This window comes from Virgibacillus byunsanensis, assembly GCF_042675965.1.
GTDB classification, from domain to species: domain Bacteria; phylum Bacillota; class Bacilli; order Bacillales; family Amphibacillaceae; genus Virgibacillus_R; species Virgibacillus_R byunsanensis.
The window spans coordinates 1-19456 of sequence record NZ_JBHTKJ010000012.1 but is presented as its reverse complement, the minus strand read 5'-3'; the positions used below and the strand labels follow the sequence as shown (position 1 = coordinate 19456).

Here is a 19456-nt window from a genome sequence, read left to right as displayed (position 1 = left end):
TTCCAGGTGTCTGTCACCACCCGGGTTTTGAGAATTCGGATAATGGTACGAAAGATGAACATTATGAAGAAGAAAAAATGACAGAAGAGGATATAAGAAATGAGCTATTAAATAATAACTTTGGAAATAATAAATAATAGAAATGAGGGCGAAACGAATTATTATTCGTATTAGGTGTAAGCTTAATAACCATCAATTTATATGTTAAGTTGGTGGTTATTTTTGTTGGTATATTATTGTTTTGGTTAAAGAACTATTATAGAGTGATTTGAGCCTCAAAAAGGAGTTTAATGGTAATGACTGTATGGTCAGTAGCCTCTTCTATAATATTCCATCACTTAGTCTCTATTTTCTATTTTACACCATTGTGAGACATCACTTTATATAAATAAAGCTATATTGAGTGTGCATTTGTGTCGTTACTTTATTGCTGCATAACTTAAAAGTTTTCGGCAATCGTTCTAAGAATAGCAATAATACCGGGTTAATCAGTATCTTAACTTAATTCCATAAATACTAATGACTACTTTTTCCCCAGGTAGGAAAGGTTAAAACAAAGTATAGCCCGTTATTACTACTATCCAAATTTAAAATTGTGTACTTTTGAGATCGCAATTAAAATAATTTTGCATTCCCCCCCCCAAATTTTAAACAAGCTTACGTATAGATAAGTGAATAGAGAGAAAGGCAAAATCATTGAAAAATGATGACGCAAAGCTAAAGGGGCTAAGGATTTTTCTATGTCAGCCAGCTACCGTCGAACCAATGCTATAAACCTCTCTCTTAATAAAAGTCATAAGAAAGTGGATGGAGGTGATAGATTGATAAATAGGACACGCATAATTCTATTATTTTTTGTTGTTTCATTCTTATTAGTAGCTTGCCAAAATGATGGAAATGAAGGCACAGAGCCAAATGATAAAATTAACAACGAGCAAAAGCAAGAAGTACAGAATTACTTATATGAAAGCAAAACAGTTAAGGTTATCCAAACGCCAGGTTGGCAACTCCAAGACAACTCCAGTAAAGACAAAGACAATATTATGTTTCAAAATGAGAATGTGAAAGCCATTTTGACGTCTGTTTCGCATGAAAAGTCATTAGATGAGATCAAAAGTGAATTGAAAGCATCTTTTGGAAATAGCGATGCAATTGAGGAGGATGAGCAATATCTTTCCTTAAAATCGAATCGAAAAGAAAGCATTCGAACTGATATTTATTTAAATAGTGGAGAAGAACAAACTGGAATTTTAATTTTTATGACCCCCCATGAAGGGTATGAAATAAACCAAGAACTGATAAAGGAATTTAAACAAAGTGTACAATTCTTTTAAGAAAAAGGTGGAATAACAATGAAAACGATTATATCTAGTGTTACACTTAGTCTACTTTTATTATTTGCAGGAAACGTTTATGCAGCTGAGGATGAATCAGTTGTTGATCCGAATTCAGACCTCTATGATACTTCTCGTGTAATAGAGGAAGCAGAATATGAGTTAACTGAAGAAAATAGTGAAAAAGCACTTCTTCAAGATGAATATGCGGATGATCGAATAAATGAAGCGGAATTGTCTCTTGAAGAAGGCAATGAAGAAAAGGCAGAAGAGTTACTAGAAGATTATGAAGAGCATTTGAAACAGAGTGAAGAGGATCTGGAAACAGCACAAGAAGCTGGAGAAGACACATCCGCAGTTGAAGAATCTGTAGTTAAAAATAGTCAAAAACGTTCAGAAAACCTAAAAGCACTTCTCGAGCGTGAAGACCTTCCAGAAGAAGCAAAGGCTGGCATTGCGAAAGCATTAGAGAATCAACAAAAGGCCGAGCAAAAATTCTTAGCAGCCCTTAAAAAGTCTGAAGAAGTACAAGCAAAAGCTGAAGAGAAGCAAGAAGAGGCACAAGCAAAAGCTAAAGAAAAACAAGAAAAGGCACAAGTAAAAGCTGAAGAAAAACGAGAAGAGGCACAAGCAAAAGCTGAAGAAAAACAAGAAGAGGTACAAGTAAAAGCTGAAGAAAAACAAGAAAAGGCACAAGTAAAAGCTGAAGAAAAACAAGAAGAGGCACAAGCAAAAGCTAAAGAAAAACAAAAGGCACAAGTTGAAGCTGAAGAGAAGCAAGGAGAAACGCGAGCAGAAGTTAAAGAGAAACAGGAAAAAACATCAGGCAGACCATAACAATTAGAAAAGAAACTATAAAGGATAGTAATCCATATTAAAAATGGTTGCTATCCTTTATTAAAGACGATATGCCTCCGATATATAATAGAGAACTTTTGATTCTCAAGAGTTCTATAAAGGGGGGACATCATGGAAAGTTCGAAACTAAACGAAACTCTGATAGAAATAAAAAAGGGTAATGATTTAGAACGAGAAAGATTAATTCGGCATTATAAACCATATATAATTAACGTTGTTGGACATATTTGTAAACGATATGTGACATGGAGTAGTGATGAGACCAGTATTGGACTGATTGCTTTTAACCGTGCAATAGACACATTTGAGTACGACAAAGGTCGAATCTTTCTGAACTATGCATATCTATTAGTTCAACGAGATCTAATTGACTATTTTCGAAAACAAAAGCGTCATTTGTACACTATTTCAAACGACGATCATTCAGAACATGATCAAGCTGAAATGAAAGCATCGCTAGAGTCGTACCAACAATCGATCAACACTTCAGCCCTCGTGGAAGAAATTTTAGAACTCGATGAAAAATTGAGTAAGTTTAACATTTCATTTGAGGAGTTGGAGAGTCATAGCCCGAAACATCGTAAAACTCGAATCAAAGTTATGGAAATAGCTTCTGAATTTATCAAACATCACGATTTAGTAGATAGATTAGTTGAGAAAAATGTATTTCCTGTAGCTTCTTTTACCAAAAGAACAAGGCACCGGCCCAAATCAATCGAGCGACATCGGAAGTACTTGATTACGATCATTATGATTCAACTACATCCGGAATGGAGACAGCTTTCAACGTTTGTTCAAGTCGGGCCTGGGAGTGTAAAAATATGAAAAAACATACAATTGAAGGTGTCGTGACCAAAGTGACGGAGAACGAATATGTTCTTCTCTGTGATGATGGCACGTTTAAAAATATACGGCGAACTGAAAATGACGTGCCGATGATGGGTGAAAAGATGATGTGTACAGCGAAAACGCAGCCTCTTCCTATCAAGTTTGTATCTACTATAGCAATGGTAGCTATTTTGTTTATCGCCTTTTTATCTTATGGGGTGCTTCAAAATCATTCCGAAACTCACTATATTGCAGCCACTGATATTAATCCGAGTATTGAGGCTCATTTAGACCAGGATTTAAACGTGGTAAAACTTTCAGCTTTGAATGCCGATGGGAAACAAATCATCGACTCCATCAAATCAAAAGGCTTAGACTTCTATCAAGTGGTTAATCTCATCATATCTGAGTCGATTTCAAAAGGCTTTTTAACGACAGAAGAACAAGGAAGAATTGAGACTACTCTTGTGAAGGTAACGAATGACTCTGACTCCCCTTCTGAACGTGATCTAACTGAAGTGATCCAAACTCAACTTCAACGTCAGAACATCGTTGCAGATGTACTGGTATTCAATGAAACAAAGGAATTTTATGACCAAGCCAAACATGCGGACGTATCGATGAATAAATACAGACATTTTCAAACCTTGCGAGAAAAGGGGCTCGTTCAAAATATTCATGAAGTAAAAGAGAAATCCGTTAAACAATTACAGGATATGATTGAGGAAGATGTTAAGAAGGTTCCAGATGAGGGTGAACAAGGATATTCTACGGAAGACAATGCCAAATTGAATTCAGAATCACGTCAGGATCGTCCACAAACTCCCAAAGATCAAAAAGAGAATAAAACTGAAAAGCCTACCCTTGATGATAAACAAGGAACATCTGCTAATGATGGAATACAACAACAAAATAATAGTAATAATAAAATTAATAAAGAAAGTGCTTCATCGGAAAATGAAAAACATCCAAATTCAGCGGAGGATAAGCCATCTCCTGTTGAGAATGAGAATGAAAGTAACAAAACGGAAGAAAATCAAACAAATTCTAATGACAGAAATCCAGAGCAAAGCGAAACTAGTATAAAGAGTCCATCAAAGACGGAATCAAATGAAGCAAAAAAAGACGAACCTGTTTCGAAAAACGAGACTAGTCCGGAAGAAGAAAACCTAGATTCTAATGAGAATAAAACGAATGAAAATCAACCTAAGTCTCCGTCTCAACCAAGTGATACTGTTCAATAGTAGCATTAAATTCGTAGCCAGTATGCTATAAATGTGGATATATTCATGGATCATATCTCAAGGGCTATAAATCAAAGACTAATGTAGTAGGTCGTATTGTATAGAAAAGTTTAGAATAGGGAGGAAGAGGAATATTTTATTATTAGTGTGTAAAAAGCACATTATAAACGGAATTAGGTACCTTCATACACCATATATTGAATTTGTAAAAGATAAAGGATTCTCAGGGAATGTTTACATGATAAATTTCAAAGATTTATTTAATATCAACATCATAGAAATATAAAATCAATTGTTAAGAAAAACAAATTAAATATGCATCAAAATGTACGGATTTTGTTTATGAAATGGATTTAAAGGAAATTACTATTATTAATTAAAAATTACTGGTTCAATATATATTAATCTTAAGAACGGGTGATATTAGCATGGATAGAAAACGATTAACAGTTGGATCTTTAAAAGACCGTAGAGCTGTAAACTCTTTAGCTGTTAGCTTAAAAAAGAAGAGAAGTTTACAATATCGGTATTCTAATTGAATAGGAGAAATAAGTGGAGGTATTTGAAGTAATATAATGTAGATGAAGATGTTGAATCTACTTAAATATTTATTTGCTCATTTCATACTGGCGAGTTTAATAATCTGTATAGGCAATTTCTAAAGAGAAAATATAGCGGTTATAGTTGAAGGCGGGTATGGAAATTTTGTGATCCTTAAAATAATAGATTTATATTGAGAAAACTGTATTATATTTTTATATAAGCCTATTTCGAAAATTCTTGTTCAACTCAAATTGTAGATTTCTGAACAGTTTCACTCACCGTATGAATCATGAACAACTGGATATGGACTAAATAATATTTTACAAAAGGTAAATAATATTTTATAATTTCTTTTAGAAGACAAAAAAATGAATACTAGACAAAGAGGTTTTTTGCAGTGTTCCAAGTGAACTTAACTGTAAGACTAAGAGGGAAGTTGGTGTAAATCCAACACGGTCCCGCCACTGTAAGCGATGAGGATGGTTACAAATGATCCACTGTGTTTCTAACACGGGAAGGAGTAACCTACCGTTGATTCGTAAGTCAGGAGACCTGCCTATTTGTGTTTAAACTTCCTCGAGGAAAGGAATGTTTAAAGTGCAGGCAATCTATTTTTATCATGTTACCGTGCCAGATAAATAGATTGCGAGTTATCATACTTTATCAAAGTATAATACATATGCCTTTAACCAACGCTTTCCACAGGAATAGCGTTTTTTTGTGTTCAAAAATAGGAGGAGGAACAGAAGTGCATACAGAGATGTTAAAAAGATGGGGACTTATTAGTTTTATTTTACTGTTTACTATGGCCGCTATCGTGGGTTGCGGTACACAAGAACAACAGTCGGAAGCTGCTGGTAATGGTGAAGAGGATGTTATTGACTCAAACGATAACCAGCAAATAGAAGAGGACAATTCTTCAAATGTTAATGAACAAGTTGATGAGGATAGTGGACAAAACTTCCCACTAACCATTACAGATGATGCAGATCGAGAAGTTACGATTGAAAATAAACCAGAATCGATTGTTTCGCTTCAAGCAAGTACGACAGAAATTGTATTTGACCTTGGTTTAGGTGATAAGGTCATCGGTGTATCTGATTATAGTAATTACCCAGAAGAAACACAAGAGATTGATAAACTCGGTGGACAGGAAATCAACGTTGAGAAGATTCTTTCCCTACTCCCGGAAATTGCTTTTGTTACCGATTATCATTACGAAAATGCAAAGGAAACAATAGAGCAGTTTGAAGAGGCAGGAATTACTGTCGTTGTTGTTGGAAGTGCCACTTCTTTCGACGATGTTTATGGTGACATAACTATGATCGCTAAAGCAACTGGAACAACTACTGAGGCAGAAGAAACGATTTCTGATATGAAAACGCGTTTAGCTGAGATCAAAGAAAAAGCTGAAAAAGAAGTTACGGATAAGAAGAAAGTATGGGTGGAAGTATCACCAGCACCAGATATTTATACGACTGGAACAAATACATTTATGCACGAAATGCTTGAGGCAATTCAAGCCATTAATGTAGCAGCAGAACATGAGGGTTGGGTGAGTTTGAACGAGGAAGAAATTGTGAAGTTAAACCCTGAAGTAATTGTTACTACTTATGGTTATTATGTAGATAATCCAAGCCAAGATGTGTTAAGTCGTGAAGGCTGGGCAGAAGTACCGGCTGTTAAAAATGAACATGTCGTTGATGTAGATAACGATACTGTGACCAGACCAGGTCCTCGGTTAATTGAAGGGGTCGAGACACTTGCGGAGCTTGTCTACCCTGAAGTTTTCAAAAAATAAAATAGGCTGTCTATATATTCTAAGTGGAGGGGTTGTACTTGGTACAGCCCTTCTTGGTTTATTAATGAGTAGTGTCCAGGTCTCGATAGATACGATTTTACATATTGTATTGGATAAAACGTTACGTATCAATTTGCTTAATGAGGTACCAAAAAATGTAGAAATGATTATTTGGAATATCCGATTACCACGTGTGCTACTTGCTTTTTGTGTTGGTGCATCACTTGGACTTGCCGGAGCAGCGTTCCAAGGATTGTTACGGAACCCATTAGCAGATCCCTACACTATAGGGGTTTCTTCGGGAGCATCACTAGGTGCTGTATTTGTATTATTTTTTCAATTTTCGATTGTTGGTTTAGGAAATTTTACCTTGCCGGTTGTCGCGGTCATTAGTGGATTATTAACACTTTTTATTGTATTCGGTCTGGTTCGGTTAAGCAGTAGAAGTTTAGCTGTAGAAACAATCATATTAGCTGGGATTATCGTCAGCGCCTTTATCGGAGCAATTGTGTCTCTAATTATTTCGTTAAGTGATCGGGATGCGATGGCACAGATTATTTATTGGTTGTACGGAAGTGTTGGTATGAGAGGTTGGAGCCATGTGAAGTTGATCATGCCGTTTATGCTTATTGGCTCTTTTATTGTCTACTATCACTACCGTGAATTAAATGCTTTAGCACTTGGCGAAGATGCAGCAGATCATATTGGTGTCGATGTGAAAAAAGGGAAAATGTTTATCTTAATTGGTGCATCACTATTAACAGGAGCAGCGGTTGCGGTATCGGGATCTATTGGCTTTGTCGGCCTTGTTATTCCACACCTCGTCCGTCTTGTAACTGGTCCGAACCATCGTCACGTCCTACCACTTTCCATGCTCGTAGGCGGAGCGTTTCTCATTTTAGCTGATTTAGTTTCTCGAACGATTATTGCCCCAGAAGAACTGCCAATTGGCGTCATTACGGCATTAATCGGTGCACCGGTATTTGCTCTATTGCTTACAAAAGAACGAATGTTACGGAGGGGATCGTAAATGATACAGTTGGAAAATTTGTCAGGAGGATACACGAATCCCCCTATCATTCAGGGATTAAATGGGGAAATTGAAAAAGGCGAATTTTTTGTGTTGCTTGGTCCGAATGGAAGTGGAAAAACAACCCTTTTCAAGTTAATTACCGGGCAGTTGCCTGTTCAGGGGGGAGATGTTTTGCTTGATGGAAAAAATATTTACTCTTTTTCCAAGCTTGAAAAAGCAAAAAAAGTAGCTGTTCTTACTCAGGAGGCTCAAGTTTCATTTGATTATACGGTGGAGGAAATTGTTAGTCTAGGTCGTTACCCACATCAAAAGGGGATCATAAAACAACTTTCAAAGGACGATCAAACCGCTATTGACGAAGTGATGGAATTAACTAAAATAAGTCATTTTCGCAACAAACCATTTCGGACGATTAGTGGCGGGGAGAAGCAACGGGTATTGTTGGCCAAAGCGTTAGTCCAACAGCCGGAAGTATTACTGTTAGATGAGCCGACGAATCACCTGGACATTAAACACACCTTTCAAATCCTAGATTTACTAAAAAAACAACAGCAAACAAACGGGTTAACCGTCTTTTCTATTTTACATGACTTAAATGTAGCCTCCCTTTATGCCGATCGGGTTGCTTTACTACATGAGGGAACCTTTTTAGAAGTTGGGGATGTAGATACGTTGAGGAAAACGGATCAGTTAAAGAAGGTATACGAGGTAGACATTCAGCAGCAATCTCACCCAACGATTCCGAAACCGCAGCTCTTGATGACTCCGAGCTATTCAACCAAAAGCAATCGTACAGACTTTGAACAGTCTTACCAAATAAAGCAAACCGACGATTTTATTCATGTGGCCTTTGATCAAGCTTTACGAACTATTTCCAATGGTGTAATAGGTGATGGCATTCAGTGGTCCAGTTACTTTTGTAATTTCCATGTGTCGAAAAATTACAACTGCGCTAAGCCTGAGAACGATATCAAGAAATGGATGATAGAAAGAAATATTCCACATGAACGCGCGGTTGGGATGATGACTGCTGTGAAGCTAAAAGATGCGGTGATAGTAACAAAAAAAATAGATGGAATGTCCATGCTTGTTATCGTGACAGCAGGTGTAGGTAATGCGGTTGATATCACCAATTCAACGTGTTCGGAATTAGAGCCAACGATTGGTACGATCAACACGATGGTCTTTGTTGATGCCCATTTTACCGATGGAGCACTTGTTAATGCATCTATGTCCGCTACGGAGTCGAAGGTGAAAGCCTTGCAAGATCTTGATATTACTGACCCGTTATCCGATACGGTGGCAACAGGTACATCAACTGACGCTCTCCTCATTGGTGTTACCCAACAAGGAGAAAAAACACTGTATGCCGGATCTGGAACCGTTGTCGGTAAGGGAATTGGCAGCCTAGTTTATCAGGCGACAAAGAAAGCACTGAAAAAGTATTTATACAGAGAAAATTAAAAAGCGACAAAGTTTACGAAAAGAACCATGAAAAAGGAGGAGGAGCTAATGACGGAACGAAAAATTGTCATTGCAGGTACTGGAAGTGGTGTAGGCAAAACAACCGTAGCAATCGGTTTAATGTCAGCTTTGAAAAAACAGGGGCTAACCGTTCAAGGGTTTAAATGTGGACCGGACTATATTGATCCAACTTATCATACAGCTGTTACAGGACGGGACTCTCGTAATTTAGATAGCTGGATGCTAACACACAATCACGTTTTGGATGTGTTTGCAAACGGAAGTCAAGGAGCGGATATTTCCGTCATTGAAGGTGTGATGGGCTTTTTTGATGGGAAAAACCCAGAAACCAATCAGGGAAGTACGGCGGAAATAAGTATGTTAACGAAGAGTCCGGTTTTGCTTGTCGTCAATTGCTCGAGTATGGCTCGGAGCGCAGCCGCGATTGTGAAAGGGTTTCAACTATTTGATGAGAGTACGAATATTGTTGGTGTCATTGCAAATAAAGTAGGGAGCAAAGGTCATTTTGAGTTAGTAAAAAAAGCAATTGAACAGGAATGCCATGTTCCAGTAATCGGCTATTTAAATCGGGAGCTTGATATCGAAATCCCAGAGCGGCATCTTGGCCTCATTCCTTCGATTGAAAGAGGGGAGCTTGATACCTTTTTTGACAAATTGGGAGAGTTAGTGCTAGAGACGGTTGATGTTGATCAGATACTAGATTTGGCTGTAGCTGAACCATTAAAGGGTAGTGAACAGCCATCCATGTTTGAAAAGAAAAATGACAAGATAGCAAAAATTGCCGTGGCCAGAGATGCGGCCTTCAATTTCTATTACCCTGAAAATCTAGAAATCTTGGAAGCAAATGGAGCGGAATTAATTTACTTCTCCCCGCTAGCAAGTGAGACGATACCGAACGATGCAGATGGACTTTATCTAGGTGGCGGATTCCCAGAAGAATTTGCTAGTCTGCTTGCAAAGAATGAAGAAACCAAACGTTCTGTGAAGGATGCTGTTGATCAGGGATTACCAACACTTGCGGAATGTGGCGGGTTTATGTATTTAACAGATTCGATTAAAACGACGAAAAATCAAACATATCCAATGGTAGGTGTCATTCCTGGAAGCGTCCAAATGCAAGACAGGTTAGCTGCGTTAGGGTACAGAGAAGTTCGTGGGAAGCTAGATAATTTTCTACTCGAAGACCTCGTCGCAAAGGGGCATGAATTTCATTACTCTTCTTTTCATCCAAAAGAAGAAAAGGTTCCTTACGCATATCAAACAAAAGGTATGAGAGGTGTACGTAACGAAGGTTATTTGAAAAATAATGTAGTTGCTGGATACACGCATTTTCATTTTGGATCTTGTCCTAGGATAGTAGAAAATTGGCTGGAAAAATGTATAGCGTATCAAGCGGATAGGGGAAAATAGTATGTTGAATCATAGTTATTCGGTTCCAAAGTTAAATAAGGAAATGGGACAGCAAGTGAGTCGATATATAGATACACTGACAAAGCCACTTGGAAGTCTCGGTAGGCTAGAGGAATTAGCCATTTCATTAGCGGCAATGAAAGGGGAAGCATTTCCATCAGTAACCCCACCCGGTGTGTTAGTATTTGCTGCCGATCATGGCATCACCGACGAAGGAGTATCGGCTTATCCACAAGAAGTAACGGAGCAGATGGTTCGAAATTTTTTAAACGGTGGTGCAGGTATTAATGTTTTTAGTAGACAAATAGGAGCCTTGCTTGAGATCATCGACATAGGGGTTACGTCGACGATAAAAGACGAAAGATTGATAGATAAAAAGGTTCGGTTTGGAACCGCTAATTTTTATCAGGAAAATGCAATGACCCGGAAAGAAGCAGAAGATGCGCTTGAAGTTGGCTATCAACAAGGGCTAGAAATAATAAATAAAGGCGCCAAATGTCTCATATTAGGTGAGATGGGGATTGGTAATACAACAGCGAGTAGTGCAATATTGGCTGTTCTTAGTAAAGCGCAGATCGCTTCACTAGTCGGTCATGGAACAGGTATTGCAGACGATGCCTTCGAACATAAAATAGAAGTGATTAAACAAGCGCTTGTAAAACGAAATCCCAATCCACAGGATCCAGTTGATATTATGGCAAAGGTAGGCGGACTAGAAATTGCGGGGATGACAGGCGCGATGCTTGCTGCAGCTAGTCAGCGTGTACCGATACTTGTGGATGGGTTTATTTGTACAGTAGCTGCACTCTTAGCAAAGGAAATCTCTCAAGCGGCATCTAATTACATGATTGTTACACATCAATCGGCAGAACCTGGACACCAAGTGGCTATTTCCTTACTAGGTAATAAGCCATTAATTGATTTAGGTCTTAGACTAGGGGAAGGAACGGGGGCAACGATTGCTTATCCAATCATTCAATCAGCAACTTTAATGGTAAAGGAAATGGCAACGTTTAATACTGCGGGAGTATTAAATAAACAATAGGAGGGTTCATATGGTACAGAAAAGAAGAAAACAACAGGGCTTAACACTTGTTTATACTGGTGATGGTAAAGGAAAGACGACAGCAGCTATTGGATTAACAGTTCGGGCAGTTGGTCAAGGGTTTAACGTAAAGATTTTACAGTTTATCAAATCACCAAGACGTTCCTACGGCGAGCAAATCACCTTAGAAAAGTTAGGTGTCGAAATGGAGCAGCTTGGTATTGGATTTACATGGACCAAAACCCCAGAAGAACATCGAGAAGCATTAAGAAAAGCATGGCCAAAAGCAAAGGAAACGGTGATGAGTGGGGAATATGACCTTGTTGTCCTAGACGAATTAAACAATGCATTAGCGATTGACAAATTTCCGATTGATGATGTGTTGCCATTAGAGGAAGTAAAGGACTTAATAAAAAATAAACCAGAACATGTCCACCTCGTCATTACCGGAAGAAATGCTAAACAAGAAATTAAAGATATCGCCGACCTTGTTTCCGTGGTTGATGTGGAAAAGCATTACTATGATAGAGGTATCCCAGCAGTGAAAGGGATCGAGCTTTAAGGTTAGGTGAAAGTGTCAAAAGTGAGGTGTAATGCCAATGGAAAAGGCCGTTCCTTTAATGATTCAGGGTACCCATTCAGATGCCGGAAAAAGTGCCATTGCAACTGCCTTTTGCCGTATATTTACGCAGGATGGATTTAACACAGCTCCATTTAAGTCCCAAAATATGGCATTAAATTCTTATGTTACGGCTGATGGAAAAGAGATTGGGCGTGCCCAAGGTGTTCAAGCAGAGGCAGCAGGTGTCATTGCCACAACAGATATGAATCCAATTTTAATCAAGCCAACTGGGGCCTACCAATCCCAAATTGTTGTACATGGCAAGCCATTTAAAAATATGCAGGCAGGCGAATATCGGCAAGATTTTTTCCAGCAAGGATTAAAATTAATTCGAGATTCGTATTATCGACTGGCTGCTAGTTATGAGCGAATCGTGATTGAAGGCGCAGGTAGTCCTGCTGAAATTAATTTAAATGACAGGGAGCTTGTCAATATGCGGGTGGCACAAATCGCAAAAGCACCGGTTATTTTGGTAGGGGACATTGAGAAAGGTGGGGTTTTTGCTAGTTTAGTAGGAACCTTGCAGCTCCTCCAACCAGAAGGTCGTGAAAAGGTGGTCGGGGTTATCATTAATAAATTTAGAGGAGATGTCTCGTTATTACAACCTGGATTAACGTGGTTTGAAGAATATACGAATGTTCCCATATTAGGGGTGATTCCACATATCGATAACCTTCTCATCGAAGCGGAAGATTCAGTTGTGTTAGACAGCTATTCTTCTCATAAGGATACATCCAAAGTGATTGATATTGCTGTTATCCGTCATCCGATGATCTCCAATTTTACCGATATGGATCCTTTTTTTGAAGAAAACGACTGTCACGTTCGCTTTGTCCAATCCGCCGATGATTTAGCAGATCCAGATTTACTTATTTTACCTGGAAGCAAAAACACGTTAGCGGATATGCAATTTTTACACCGAATAGGTCTAGCTAATAGGATATTGGATTTAGCAGAAAAGGATACGACAATTGTTGGAATTTGTGGTGGTTACCAAATGTTAGGTACTAGCATTACAGATGCGTATGAAGTGGAGTCATTACATAGGAAGGTTAAAGGCTTAGGACTTTTTCCGATGCAAACAGCGATAACTCAAGAAAAGACAACGGTTCAGTCAGAAGGACTTGCACGTTATGGAGAGAAAACCATTCCTGTTTCAGGATATGAGATTCATATGGGTGAGTCTCATTTTGAAGCAGAGTCCAGTCCTTTTATAAAGCTATCAGATCGAACAGAAGGTGCAATCAGCGAAGACAGGAACATTATTGGCACGTACTTTCATGGCATCTTTCATAATGACTTATTTAGGGAGATCGTCCTTAATGATATAAGGAGTAAAAAAGGATTGGCTCCGCTTTTACACCGAAGATCGTTTGCTCAAAAAAGGAAAGAAGGGTTTGATTTGTTAGCTAAGGTTGTTCGAGATAACGTTCAACTAACTCGCATTTATCAATTAATGAACGATTTCCAGAATCATTAATCAAAAGAAAAGGAATCTAAAGAAATGTTAGTTCATTTTACTACTATATATGATCCAGTTGTAAGTTTATGTTTTATTTTAATTGTCGCTATATTATTAGATTTAGCGATTGGTGACCCACGGTGGCTTCCACATCCTGTCGTATCGATGGGGAAGCTGATCGGGTTTTTAGATGGTAGATGGAATCATGGGGAAAATAGACGGTTAAAAGGAATCTACCTTACTACAACAGTGGTATTAGTTATATTCTTTATCTCTTTTTTAGTCGTATATCTCTCTTATCAATTACACCCAACTGCTGGTATATGTGCACAGATTTTTCTTATTTCATCAACGATTGCAATCAAAGGTTTAAGTGCTGCTGCTAAAGCTGTCCTCATTCCTTTGGTCGCTGGCGATTTAGTAGAAGCAAGAAAACAGCTGAGCATGGTTGTTGGTCGTGATACACAAAACTTACCTGAAAGTGATATTGTTCGAGGAACGGTGGAGACAGTTGCGGAAAATACAGTTGATGGCATAACCGCACCATTATTCTGGGCTGTCGTTGGTGGAGCGCCACTAGCTATGGTGTATCGGGCAATCAATACATTAGATTCAATGGTTGGCTATAAAAATGAAAGGTATGAGCAATTTGGCTGGGCATCAGCTAGGCTTGACGATGTAGTCAATTGGATTCCAGCTAGGTTAACTGCACTCTCGATATGGCTGGCAGCTTTTGTAATTAAAGGATCAAAAAAGAAGCATGGGTGGAAAATAACATGGCGAGATGCAAACAAACACCCAAGCCCAAATAGTGGTTGGTCAGAGGCGATGGTCGCCGGATTAATGGGAATTCAGTTAGGTGGAATTAATTACTATGGTCACCAGAAGTCTGTACGGGCAACGATGGGAAATCGGTTAAAACAATTAACGAGCAATGACATTACAAGATCCATCCGTTATATGCATGGTGGGTGGCTTGTGTTTTTAGCAATAAGTGTTTGTTTGCTCCAACTAATTAGATAGTTTAAATGAGGTGAGAGGATGAAATGGCCAAACCACGGTGGACAGCCAGAAGCGATAAAACAACTATTATGTATGAATGACGAAAAACAATTACTAGATTTTAGTGCGAATTTAAACCCCTTAGGCCCACCGACTTGGTTAGAAGAAGCATTAACGAATAGTTATGAGACCATTCGTCGCTATCCAGACCCGGCTTATTCAACAAGCAGTGCTATGGTAGCAGATCATGAAGAAATAGAACCAGACAAAGTATCACTTACCAATGGGGGAGCAGAAGCTATTTTTTTAGTAGCCAAATATTTTGAACAGGGGAAAGCACTTATTGTTCATCCTACCTTTTTGGAATATGAACGAGCGTGCAAACATTATCATATCGATGTGGAAGATATCTTCTATGAACAAGCAAATGATTTTAAATTACCAGTGGAGACGATATTAGCAAAACTGAAAAATAAAAACGTTCTTTTTCTTTGTCGTCCAAATAACCCGTCAGGAACAGTAATCCCAGAGGAAGATATAAAAGTCCTTTTAGAGGAAGGGAAAAAAACAGGTACCTATGTCGTTGTTGATGAGGCATTTGTTGACTTTTTACCTGCATCAATTCCTGGTCTTACATCATGGTTAGCAGCTTATCCAAACTTAATCCTATTACGCTCATTAACAAAAATGTATACCATCCCTGGGTTAAGGATTGGTTATATAATGGCTGATACTGCCATTATCAATGTATTAAAAGAGGAACAAATTCCATGGAGCATTAATGCGTTAGTCAACGCTATTGTCCCAAAATTACTTGAGGATAGTAGGTTTGTAGAACAAACAAGAGATTGGTTACAGGAGCAATCAAACTATATCTACCGAACATTAAAGCAATTGAATTTCTACTTTTCCGATTCAAATGTAAATTTTTATCTATTACGAGATAACATACAGCCCAAACGAACAGAAGCACTTTTTTATTTTTTAGTGGAAAACGGAATATTGACTCGCCATACGCATAACTTTAAAGGCTTACGTGGTGAATTTCTACGGACTGCGATTCGGTCAAAGGAAGAAAATGAACAGTTGCTTGCTGCTCTACAAAAATGGAGAGAGATGTCTTGATTACCTTTATTTCTGGTGGAGCAAGGTCTGGGAAAAGTAATTTTTCTGAGCATACGGCCCTTTCGTTTTATAACAAAGCACAGGAGAACAAACGAAATAGTAGTCTTTATTACATTGCTACAGCTAAAAAAAGTGATGAGGAAATGGCAGAAAGAATTCGGATTCATCAAAAACAGCGAATCAATGCATGGAAAACAGTAGAAGAGTCATTTGACCTTGTACCTTTTCTTTCCGATTGTCAAAAAGGCGATGTTATTTTAATCGATTGTTTAACGATATGGTTAAGTAATGTCATGTTTGAACGAAACTATCGTATCGATAGGATCGAAACTGCAGTGAACAGTTGGTTAAGGCTAGCACGTGAGCATCAATTTCACCTCCTGATTGTTTCCAATGATATTAATGAAGACATCCCGTCTTCCGATCAAGTTGCGCTTACCTATATGCATTGCTTGCAACGTCTACACCAAATAATTGTCCAACAATCCGAGCTTGTCGTTCAAGTACAGGCAGGTATCCCCACTTACTGGAAGGGGGTTAAATGATGAAGCAATTAGTTTTTGGTTTTATCCTTGCTGTTCAATTTTTAACACGAATTCCCGTTCCTATTGCATGCCCTTGGAATAAAAACACAAGTATTTGGGCAATCAGGAGTTACCCATTTGTCGGTGTAATTCTAGGATCCATCCTTGCTGTTCTCTTATATTTCGTTGAGCCCTATCTTCCACTAGGTATGATGGCATTGCTTACGATTTCGGTATGGGTATGGCTGACTGGGGGGTTACATTTAGATGGGTGGATGGATGTAGCTGATGCGATCGGTTCCAATGCTCCTTTAGAAAGAAAGTGGGAGATTATGAAGGATCCAATCGTAGGAAGCTTTGGTCACATCGCGCTTCTTTTTTTACTGGCATGGAAGACTATGTTTATTTATAATTTGTTTGAATCAGATTTACCTATTTATTCATTTATTTTTATCATTGCTCTTTCTCGCTTGGGAGCAGTTGTGTTACTAATAGTTTTACCGGTTGCAAAAAAACAAGGGTTAGCATGGGAGTGGAAGAAAAATGTAAATAGGCTTGATGGACTGTATGCCGCTCTCCCTGTTATTGGTATTGTTTGGTTTTTTCCGGATTTCTTGTATTTCATCCCAGCCTACATCGTATTTATCTTTTTGTTTGGCATATGGGTAAAAGTTAAGTTTAAAGGAATTAATGGTGATTTATTAGGGACAGCAATCGAGGGGGGAGAATTATGGGGACTTGTAATTGCTTGGATGTATTTCTCGTTCGTCATGGCATAACGGACTGGAATTTAGAAAAAAGGTATTTAGGCCATACAGACCGAGAGGTTATTAAGAGTGAGTTAACAAGATTAGACAATCTTAAAAACGTATTAGCTACAACTAGCTTTGACAGTGTATACACGAGTGATCTACGTCGTTGCCTGGAAACTTTAGCCTATATACAAATTCCTGCAAAAGCTTCCATCGATACTAGATTAAGAGAAATTAATTTTGGCGATTGGGAAGGAAAAAACTATCAACAGCTAAAAGACAAACAAGCATACCGGAATTGGATCGACAATTGGGAAAATAACCCTATTCCAAATGGAGAAACAGCTAGCCAATTTAAAGCTAGAATTGATAGTTTTTTTAATTTATGTTTACAACAACAGATTGGTAATGCCATAGGTGTCAAAAAACGCATCCTTATTATGACCCATGGCGGGGTAATCCGATATCTTGTTTCAACCTACGTCCCGTCTACATCGTTTTGGGATGTATCTGTTAAACACGGACAGGCAACTCGACTAACATTTAAAAAGCAGAAGGGGGAATGGCTATGCAGCTCATTATCGGCGGAGCCTTTTCAGGAAAAAGAAAGGTAGTAAGGAAGCAAAATGAAAAATGTAGTTGGGTGTCCGCCTACGATGGGGATGCGATTATTGACTGGAAGACAAACTGGGTAAAGGACACAACACTCGTGATGGAAGGCTGGGAAAAGTGGATTACAACTGAGCTGAAAAAAAATGAAAGTAATGACGAAATTCGAAAAAAGTTCAGCACTTTTTTTCAGAACCTAGTAGAGAAAGAACAAAAAAGGGAGAATGAGGTCGTCCTTGTTATGTTAGAGGTTGGAAAAGGTATTGTTCCTCTTGAAAATAATGATAGGAGGCTGAGGGATCTAGCGGGTTGGATTGCACAGGATGCTGCTATAATGGCAGGTAGGGTTAACTATGTATGGAACGGGTATGCAAAGAGACTTAAATAAGGATTGATTGTGTTGCAAGATTACTACGAAGGGTGGTAACTTTCTAATGAAACTAATATCGATTTGTCCAAGTAATACCGAATTATTAGCCTATTTAGGTTTAACGACTTCCTTAATAGGTGTAGATAACTATTCCGATTGGCCTGAAGGTGTGAAAACGTTACCAAAATTAGGACCTGATTTGAATATTGATATGGATAAGGTGGAAGAGCTACAACCGGACTTAGTGCTAGCCTCTCTTACGGTTCCTGGAATGGAACGAAACATTGAAGAGCTAAAGAAAAGAAAAATCCCCTTCGCAATTGTTCCGAATCCAAAAACGTTAACCGAGGTAGGAGACAGTCTATTATTTGTTGGAAAAGTAACAAAAACGGAAGAAAAGGCAGAACAGTTATACAAGAAGTATCAATTAATTCTTGAAAACTATCATCATTTATCTAAACAGATAGAACATCCAAAAACAATTTATTGGGAATGGTGGCCAAAACCGATATATACACCTGGTGCTAACAATTGGTTAACCGAAATTAGTAAGCTTGCAGGAGGAAGAAACCTATTCCAAGATAAGCAGCAATCAAGTGTAAAAACGGATTGGGATGAAGTTAGAAAAAGAAATCCCGATGTGATGTGCACGGTTTGGGTTGGTGTACAGAAGGAGAAGGTTAATCCAAAGGTCATCCACAGCCGCCCTCATTCTAAGCAAATGGATGCTATAAAAAACAGTCAATTACATATTCTAGAGGAACCATTATTTTGTAGACCGTCGCCAAGATTGTTACTAGGTTTAACTAAGATTGCGAATATGCTTCATCCAACTATTTACCCGTCATTTAACAAAAATAAAGATCCTTTAATGGATGAAGTGTTCCTTTTCAACTATTAGTACCACTTGGCATGAGAACAATTGGGGGTGTTTTCGATGACTAATCGATATCATTACTGTGCTACATATAAAAACGTTCGAATTAGGCAAGAAGGTGTTGGAAAACGAATCTATTGGGACAAGGCTTGGCTATGATACGAAACCATCTTATCAATTCAATTGTTGGGACCCGAAAGAACACTTGAAATAATCAATGAGGGAAGAAGCGTTACGAAGATATAAAATTTAAGAATGTTCCTATACTTTATTGCATTACGGAAATAATGACCGAAGAAGACTTTACTTGTAGCAACTTTTAAGTAATGTCTTCTTTTATTTGATGAATTTTTGAATACATCGTAATGATTAAAATTCACAAATCGCAATTATTATGATTTAATTTAGTTTAGTTATTTACAAGGGGGGAAATAATTTGAACGATTTTCAAATTATTACTATATGTCCTGAATTATTCATAGAATTTCTTTGATTACCCAATAATGCTTATCTATCAAGCATTCCTTTGATT

The 19456-nt window shown here is 38.1% G+C and carries 18 protein-coding genes and 2 riboswitches; all 18 genes read left to right on the top strand.

From position 1 onward, the window contains the following. The first annotated feature begins 676 nt into the window (after nt 1-676). Nucleotides 677-759, top strand: a riboswitch (cyclic di-GMP riboswitch). Nucleotides 760-821: 62 nt separating this feature from the next. The 18 genes from ACFQ3N_RS05305 to ACFQ3N_RS05220 all read left to right on the top strand — a co-directional run bounded on the left by ACFQ3N_RS05305 (nt 822) and on the right by ACFQ3N_RS05220 (nt 18948). Further along, entirely contained in the window at nt 822-1334 is a 513-nt protein-coding gene (locus tag ACFQ3N_RS05305) for a hypothetical protein (RefSeq protein WP_390360250.1), read from the top strand. A gap of 18 nt (nt 1335-1352) precedes the next feature. Then, nucleotides 1353-2171, top strand: a complete 819-nt coding sequence (locus ACFQ3N_RS05300; RefSeq protein WP_390360248.1) for a DUF5667 domain-containing protein — start codon at nt 1353-1355, stop codon at nt 2169-2171. Between the two features lie 132 nt (nt 2172-2303). Beyond that, a complete protein-coding gene (sigI, locus tag ACFQ3N_RS05295) occupies nt 2304-3017 on the top strand; it encodes an RNA polymerase sigma-I factor (RefSeq protein WP_390360246.1) in 714 nt (237 codons plus the stop codon). Continuing rightward, nucleotides 3014-4264: an anti-sigma-I factor RsgI family protein gene (locus ACFQ3N_RS05290; RefSeq protein ID WP_390360244.1), complete on the top strand. Its 1251-nt coding sequence runs from the start codon at nt 3014-3016 to the stop codon at nt 4262-4264. Before sigI ends, ACFQ3N_RS05290 begins: the two co-directional genes overlap by 4 nt. 911 nt (nt 4265-5175) lie before the next feature. After that, a riboswitch (cobalamin riboswitch) is annotated at nt 5176-5381 on the top strand. 174 nt (nt 5382-5555) lie between these two features. After that, nucleotides 5556-6608 carry an ABC transporter substrate-binding protein gene (locus ACFQ3N_RS05285; protein ID WP_390360242.1) on the top strand — a complete coding sequence of 351 codons (1053 nt, stop codon included), beginning with the start codon at nt 5556-5558 and terminating at the stop codon, nt 6606-6608. After that, nucleotides 6571-7638 carry a FecCD family ABC transporter permease gene (locus ACFQ3N_RS05280; RefSeq protein WP_390360240.1) on the top strand — a complete coding sequence of 356 codons (1068 nt, stop codon included), beginning with the start codon at nt 6571-6573 and terminating at the stop codon, nt 7636-7638. Before ACFQ3N_RS05285 ends, ACFQ3N_RS05280 begins: the two co-directional genes overlap by 38 nt. Next, nucleotides 7639-9105, top strand: a complete 1467-nt coding sequence (locus tag ACFQ3N_RS05275) for an adenosylcobinamide amidohydrolase (protein WP_390360238.1) — start codon at nt 7639-7641, stop codon at nt 9103-9105. It abuts the gene before it with no gap. A 48-nt stretch (nt 9106-9153) separates the two neighbouring features. Next, the gene (locus ACFQ3N_RS05270; RefSeq protein WP_390360237.1) at nt 9154-10536 is read left to right on the top strand and encodes a cobyrinate a,c-diamide synthase; all 1383 of its coding nucleotides are present in this window, start codon (nt 9154-9156) and stop codon (nt 10534-10536) included. Nucleotide 10537: 1 nt separating this feature from the next. After that, the gene (gene cobT, locus ACFQ3N_RS05265; RefSeq protein ID WP_390360235.1) at nt 10538-11581 is read left to right on the top strand and encodes a nicotinate-nucleotide--dimethylbenzimidazole phosphoribosyltransferase; all 1044 of its coding nucleotides are present in this window, start codon (nt 10538-10540) and stop codon (nt 11579-11581) included. 10 nt (nt 11582-11591) lie between these two features. Next, nucleotides 11592-12143: a cob(I)yrinic acid a,c-diamide adenosyltransferase gene (cobO, locus tag ACFQ3N_RS05260; RefSeq protein WP_390360233.1), complete on the top strand. Its 552-nt coding sequence runs from the start codon at nt 11592-11594 to the stop codon at nt 12141-12143. A 37-nt stretch (nt 12144-12180) separates the two neighbouring features. Next, complete coding sequence (locus ACFQ3N_RS05255; RefSeq protein WP_390360232.1) at nt 12181-13683, top strand: cobyric acid synthase; 1503 nt, start codon at nt 12181-12183, stop codon at nt 13681-13683. Nucleotides 13684-13707: 24 nt separating this feature from the next. Then, a complete protein-coding gene (cbiB, locus tag ACFQ3N_RS05250) occupies nt 13708-14688 on the top strand; it encodes an adenosylcobinamide-phosphate synthase CbiB (protein ID WP_390360230.1) in 981 nt (326 codons plus the stop codon). Nucleotides 14689-14706: 18 nt separating this feature from the next. Next, nucleotides 14707-15792 (top strand): threonine-phosphate decarboxylase CobD, encoded by a 1086-nt coding sequence (cobD, locus tag ACFQ3N_RS05245; RefSeq protein ID WP_390360229.1) that lies wholly within the window; start codon nt 14707-14709, stop codon nt 15790-15792. Further along, complete coding sequence (locus tag ACFQ3N_RS05240; RefSeq protein WP_390360227.1) at nt 15774-16337, top strand: bifunctional adenosylcobinamide kinase/adenosylcobinamide-phosphate guanylyltransferase; 564 nt, start codon at nt 15774-15776, stop codon at nt 16335-16337. The genes cobD and ACFQ3N_RS05240 overlap by 19 nt, the downstream gene beginning before the upstream one ends. After that, entirely contained in the window at nt 16337-17095 is a 759-nt protein-coding gene (locus tag ACFQ3N_RS05235) for an adenosylcobinamide-GDP ribazoletransferase (protein ID WP_390360225.1), read from the top strand. The genes ACFQ3N_RS05240 and ACFQ3N_RS05235 overlap by 1 nt, the downstream gene beginning before the upstream one ends. Further along, the gene (locus ACFQ3N_RS05230; protein ID WP_390360223.1) at nt 17047-17682 is read left to right on the top strand and encodes a histidine phosphatase family protein; all 636 of its coding nucleotides are present in this window, start codon (nt 17047-17049) and stop codon (nt 17680-17682) included. Before ACFQ3N_RS05235 ends, ACFQ3N_RS05230 begins: the two co-directional genes overlap by 49 nt. Beyond that, nucleotides 17637-18065 (top strand): bifunctional adenosylcobinamide kinase/adenosylcobinamide-phosphate guanylyltransferase, encoded by a 429-nt coding sequence (locus tag ACFQ3N_RS05225; RefSeq protein WP_390360221.1) that lies wholly within the window; start codon nt 17637-17639, stop codon nt 18063-18065. The genes ACFQ3N_RS05230 and ACFQ3N_RS05225 overlap by 46 nt, the downstream gene beginning before the upstream one ends. Before the next feature lie 46 nt (nt 18066-18111). Then, entirely contained in the window at nt 18112-18948 is an 837-nt protein-coding gene (locus tag ACFQ3N_RS05220) for a cobalamin-binding protein (RefSeq protein WP_390360219.1), read from the top strand. The last annotated feature ends 508 nt before the right edge of the window (nt 18949-19456 follow it).

Bases quoted from the DNA above. Each gene is read 5' to 3' on its own strand.
- ACFQ3N_RS05230 (WP_390360223.1), top strand. From the start codon at position 17,047: ATGGGGACTTGTAATTGCTTGGATGTATTTCTCGTTCGTCATGGCATA.
- ACFQ3N_RS05255 (WP_390360232.1), top strand. From the start codon at position 12,181: ATGGAAAAGGCCGTTCCTTTAATGATTCAGGGTACCCATTCAGATGCC.
- cobO (WP_390360233.1), top strand. From the start codon at position 11,592: ATGGTACAGAAAAGAAGAAAACAACAGGGCTTAACACTTGTTTATACT.
- ACFQ3N_RS05220 (WP_390360219.1), top strand. From the start codon at position 18,112: ATGAAACTAATATCGATTTGTCCAAGTAATACCGAATTATTAGCCTAT.
- ACFQ3N_RS05240 (WP_390360227.1), top strand. From the start codon at position 15,774: ATGGAGAGAGATGTCTTGATTACCTTTATTTCTGGTGGAGCAAGGTCT.
- ACFQ3N_RS05270 (WP_390360237.1), top strand. From the start codon at position 9,154: ATGACGGAACGAAAAATTGTCATTGCAGGTACTGGAAGTGGTGTAGGC.
- ACFQ3N_RS05275 (WP_390360238.1), top strand. From the start codon at position 7,639: ATGATACAGTTGGAAAATTTGTCAGGAGGATACACGAATCCCCCTATC.
- cobT (WP_390360235.1), top strand. From the start codon at position 10,538: ATGTTGAATCATAGTTATTCGGTTCCAAAGTTAAATAAGGAAATGGGA.
- ACFQ3N_RS05235 (WP_390360225.1), top strand. From the start codon at position 16,337: ATGAAGCAATTAGTTTTTGGTTTTATCCTTGCTGTTCAATTTTTAACA.
- ACFQ3N_RS05290 (WP_390360244.1), top strand. From the start codon at position 3,014: ATGAAAAAACATACAATTGAAGGTGTCGTGACCAAAGTGACGGAGAAC.
- ACFQ3N_RS05300 (WP_390360248.1), top strand. From the start codon at position 1,353: ATGAAAACGATTATATCTAGTGTTACACTTAGTCTACTTTTATTATTT.
- ACFQ3N_RS05225 (WP_390360221.1), top strand. From the start codon at position 17,637: ATGCAGCTCATTATCGGCGGAGCCTTTTCAGGAAAAAGAAAGGTAGTA.
- sigI (WP_390360246.1), top strand. From the start codon at position 2,304: ATGGAAAGTTCGAAACTAAACGAAACTCTGATAGAAATAAAAAAGGGT.
- cbiB (WP_390360230.1), top strand. From the start codon at position 13,708: ATGTTAGTTCATTTTACTACTATATATGATCCAGTTGTAAGTTTATGT.
- cobD (WP_390360229.1), top strand. From the start codon at position 14,707: ATGAAATGGCCAAACCACGGTGGACAGCCAGAAGCGATAAAACAACTA.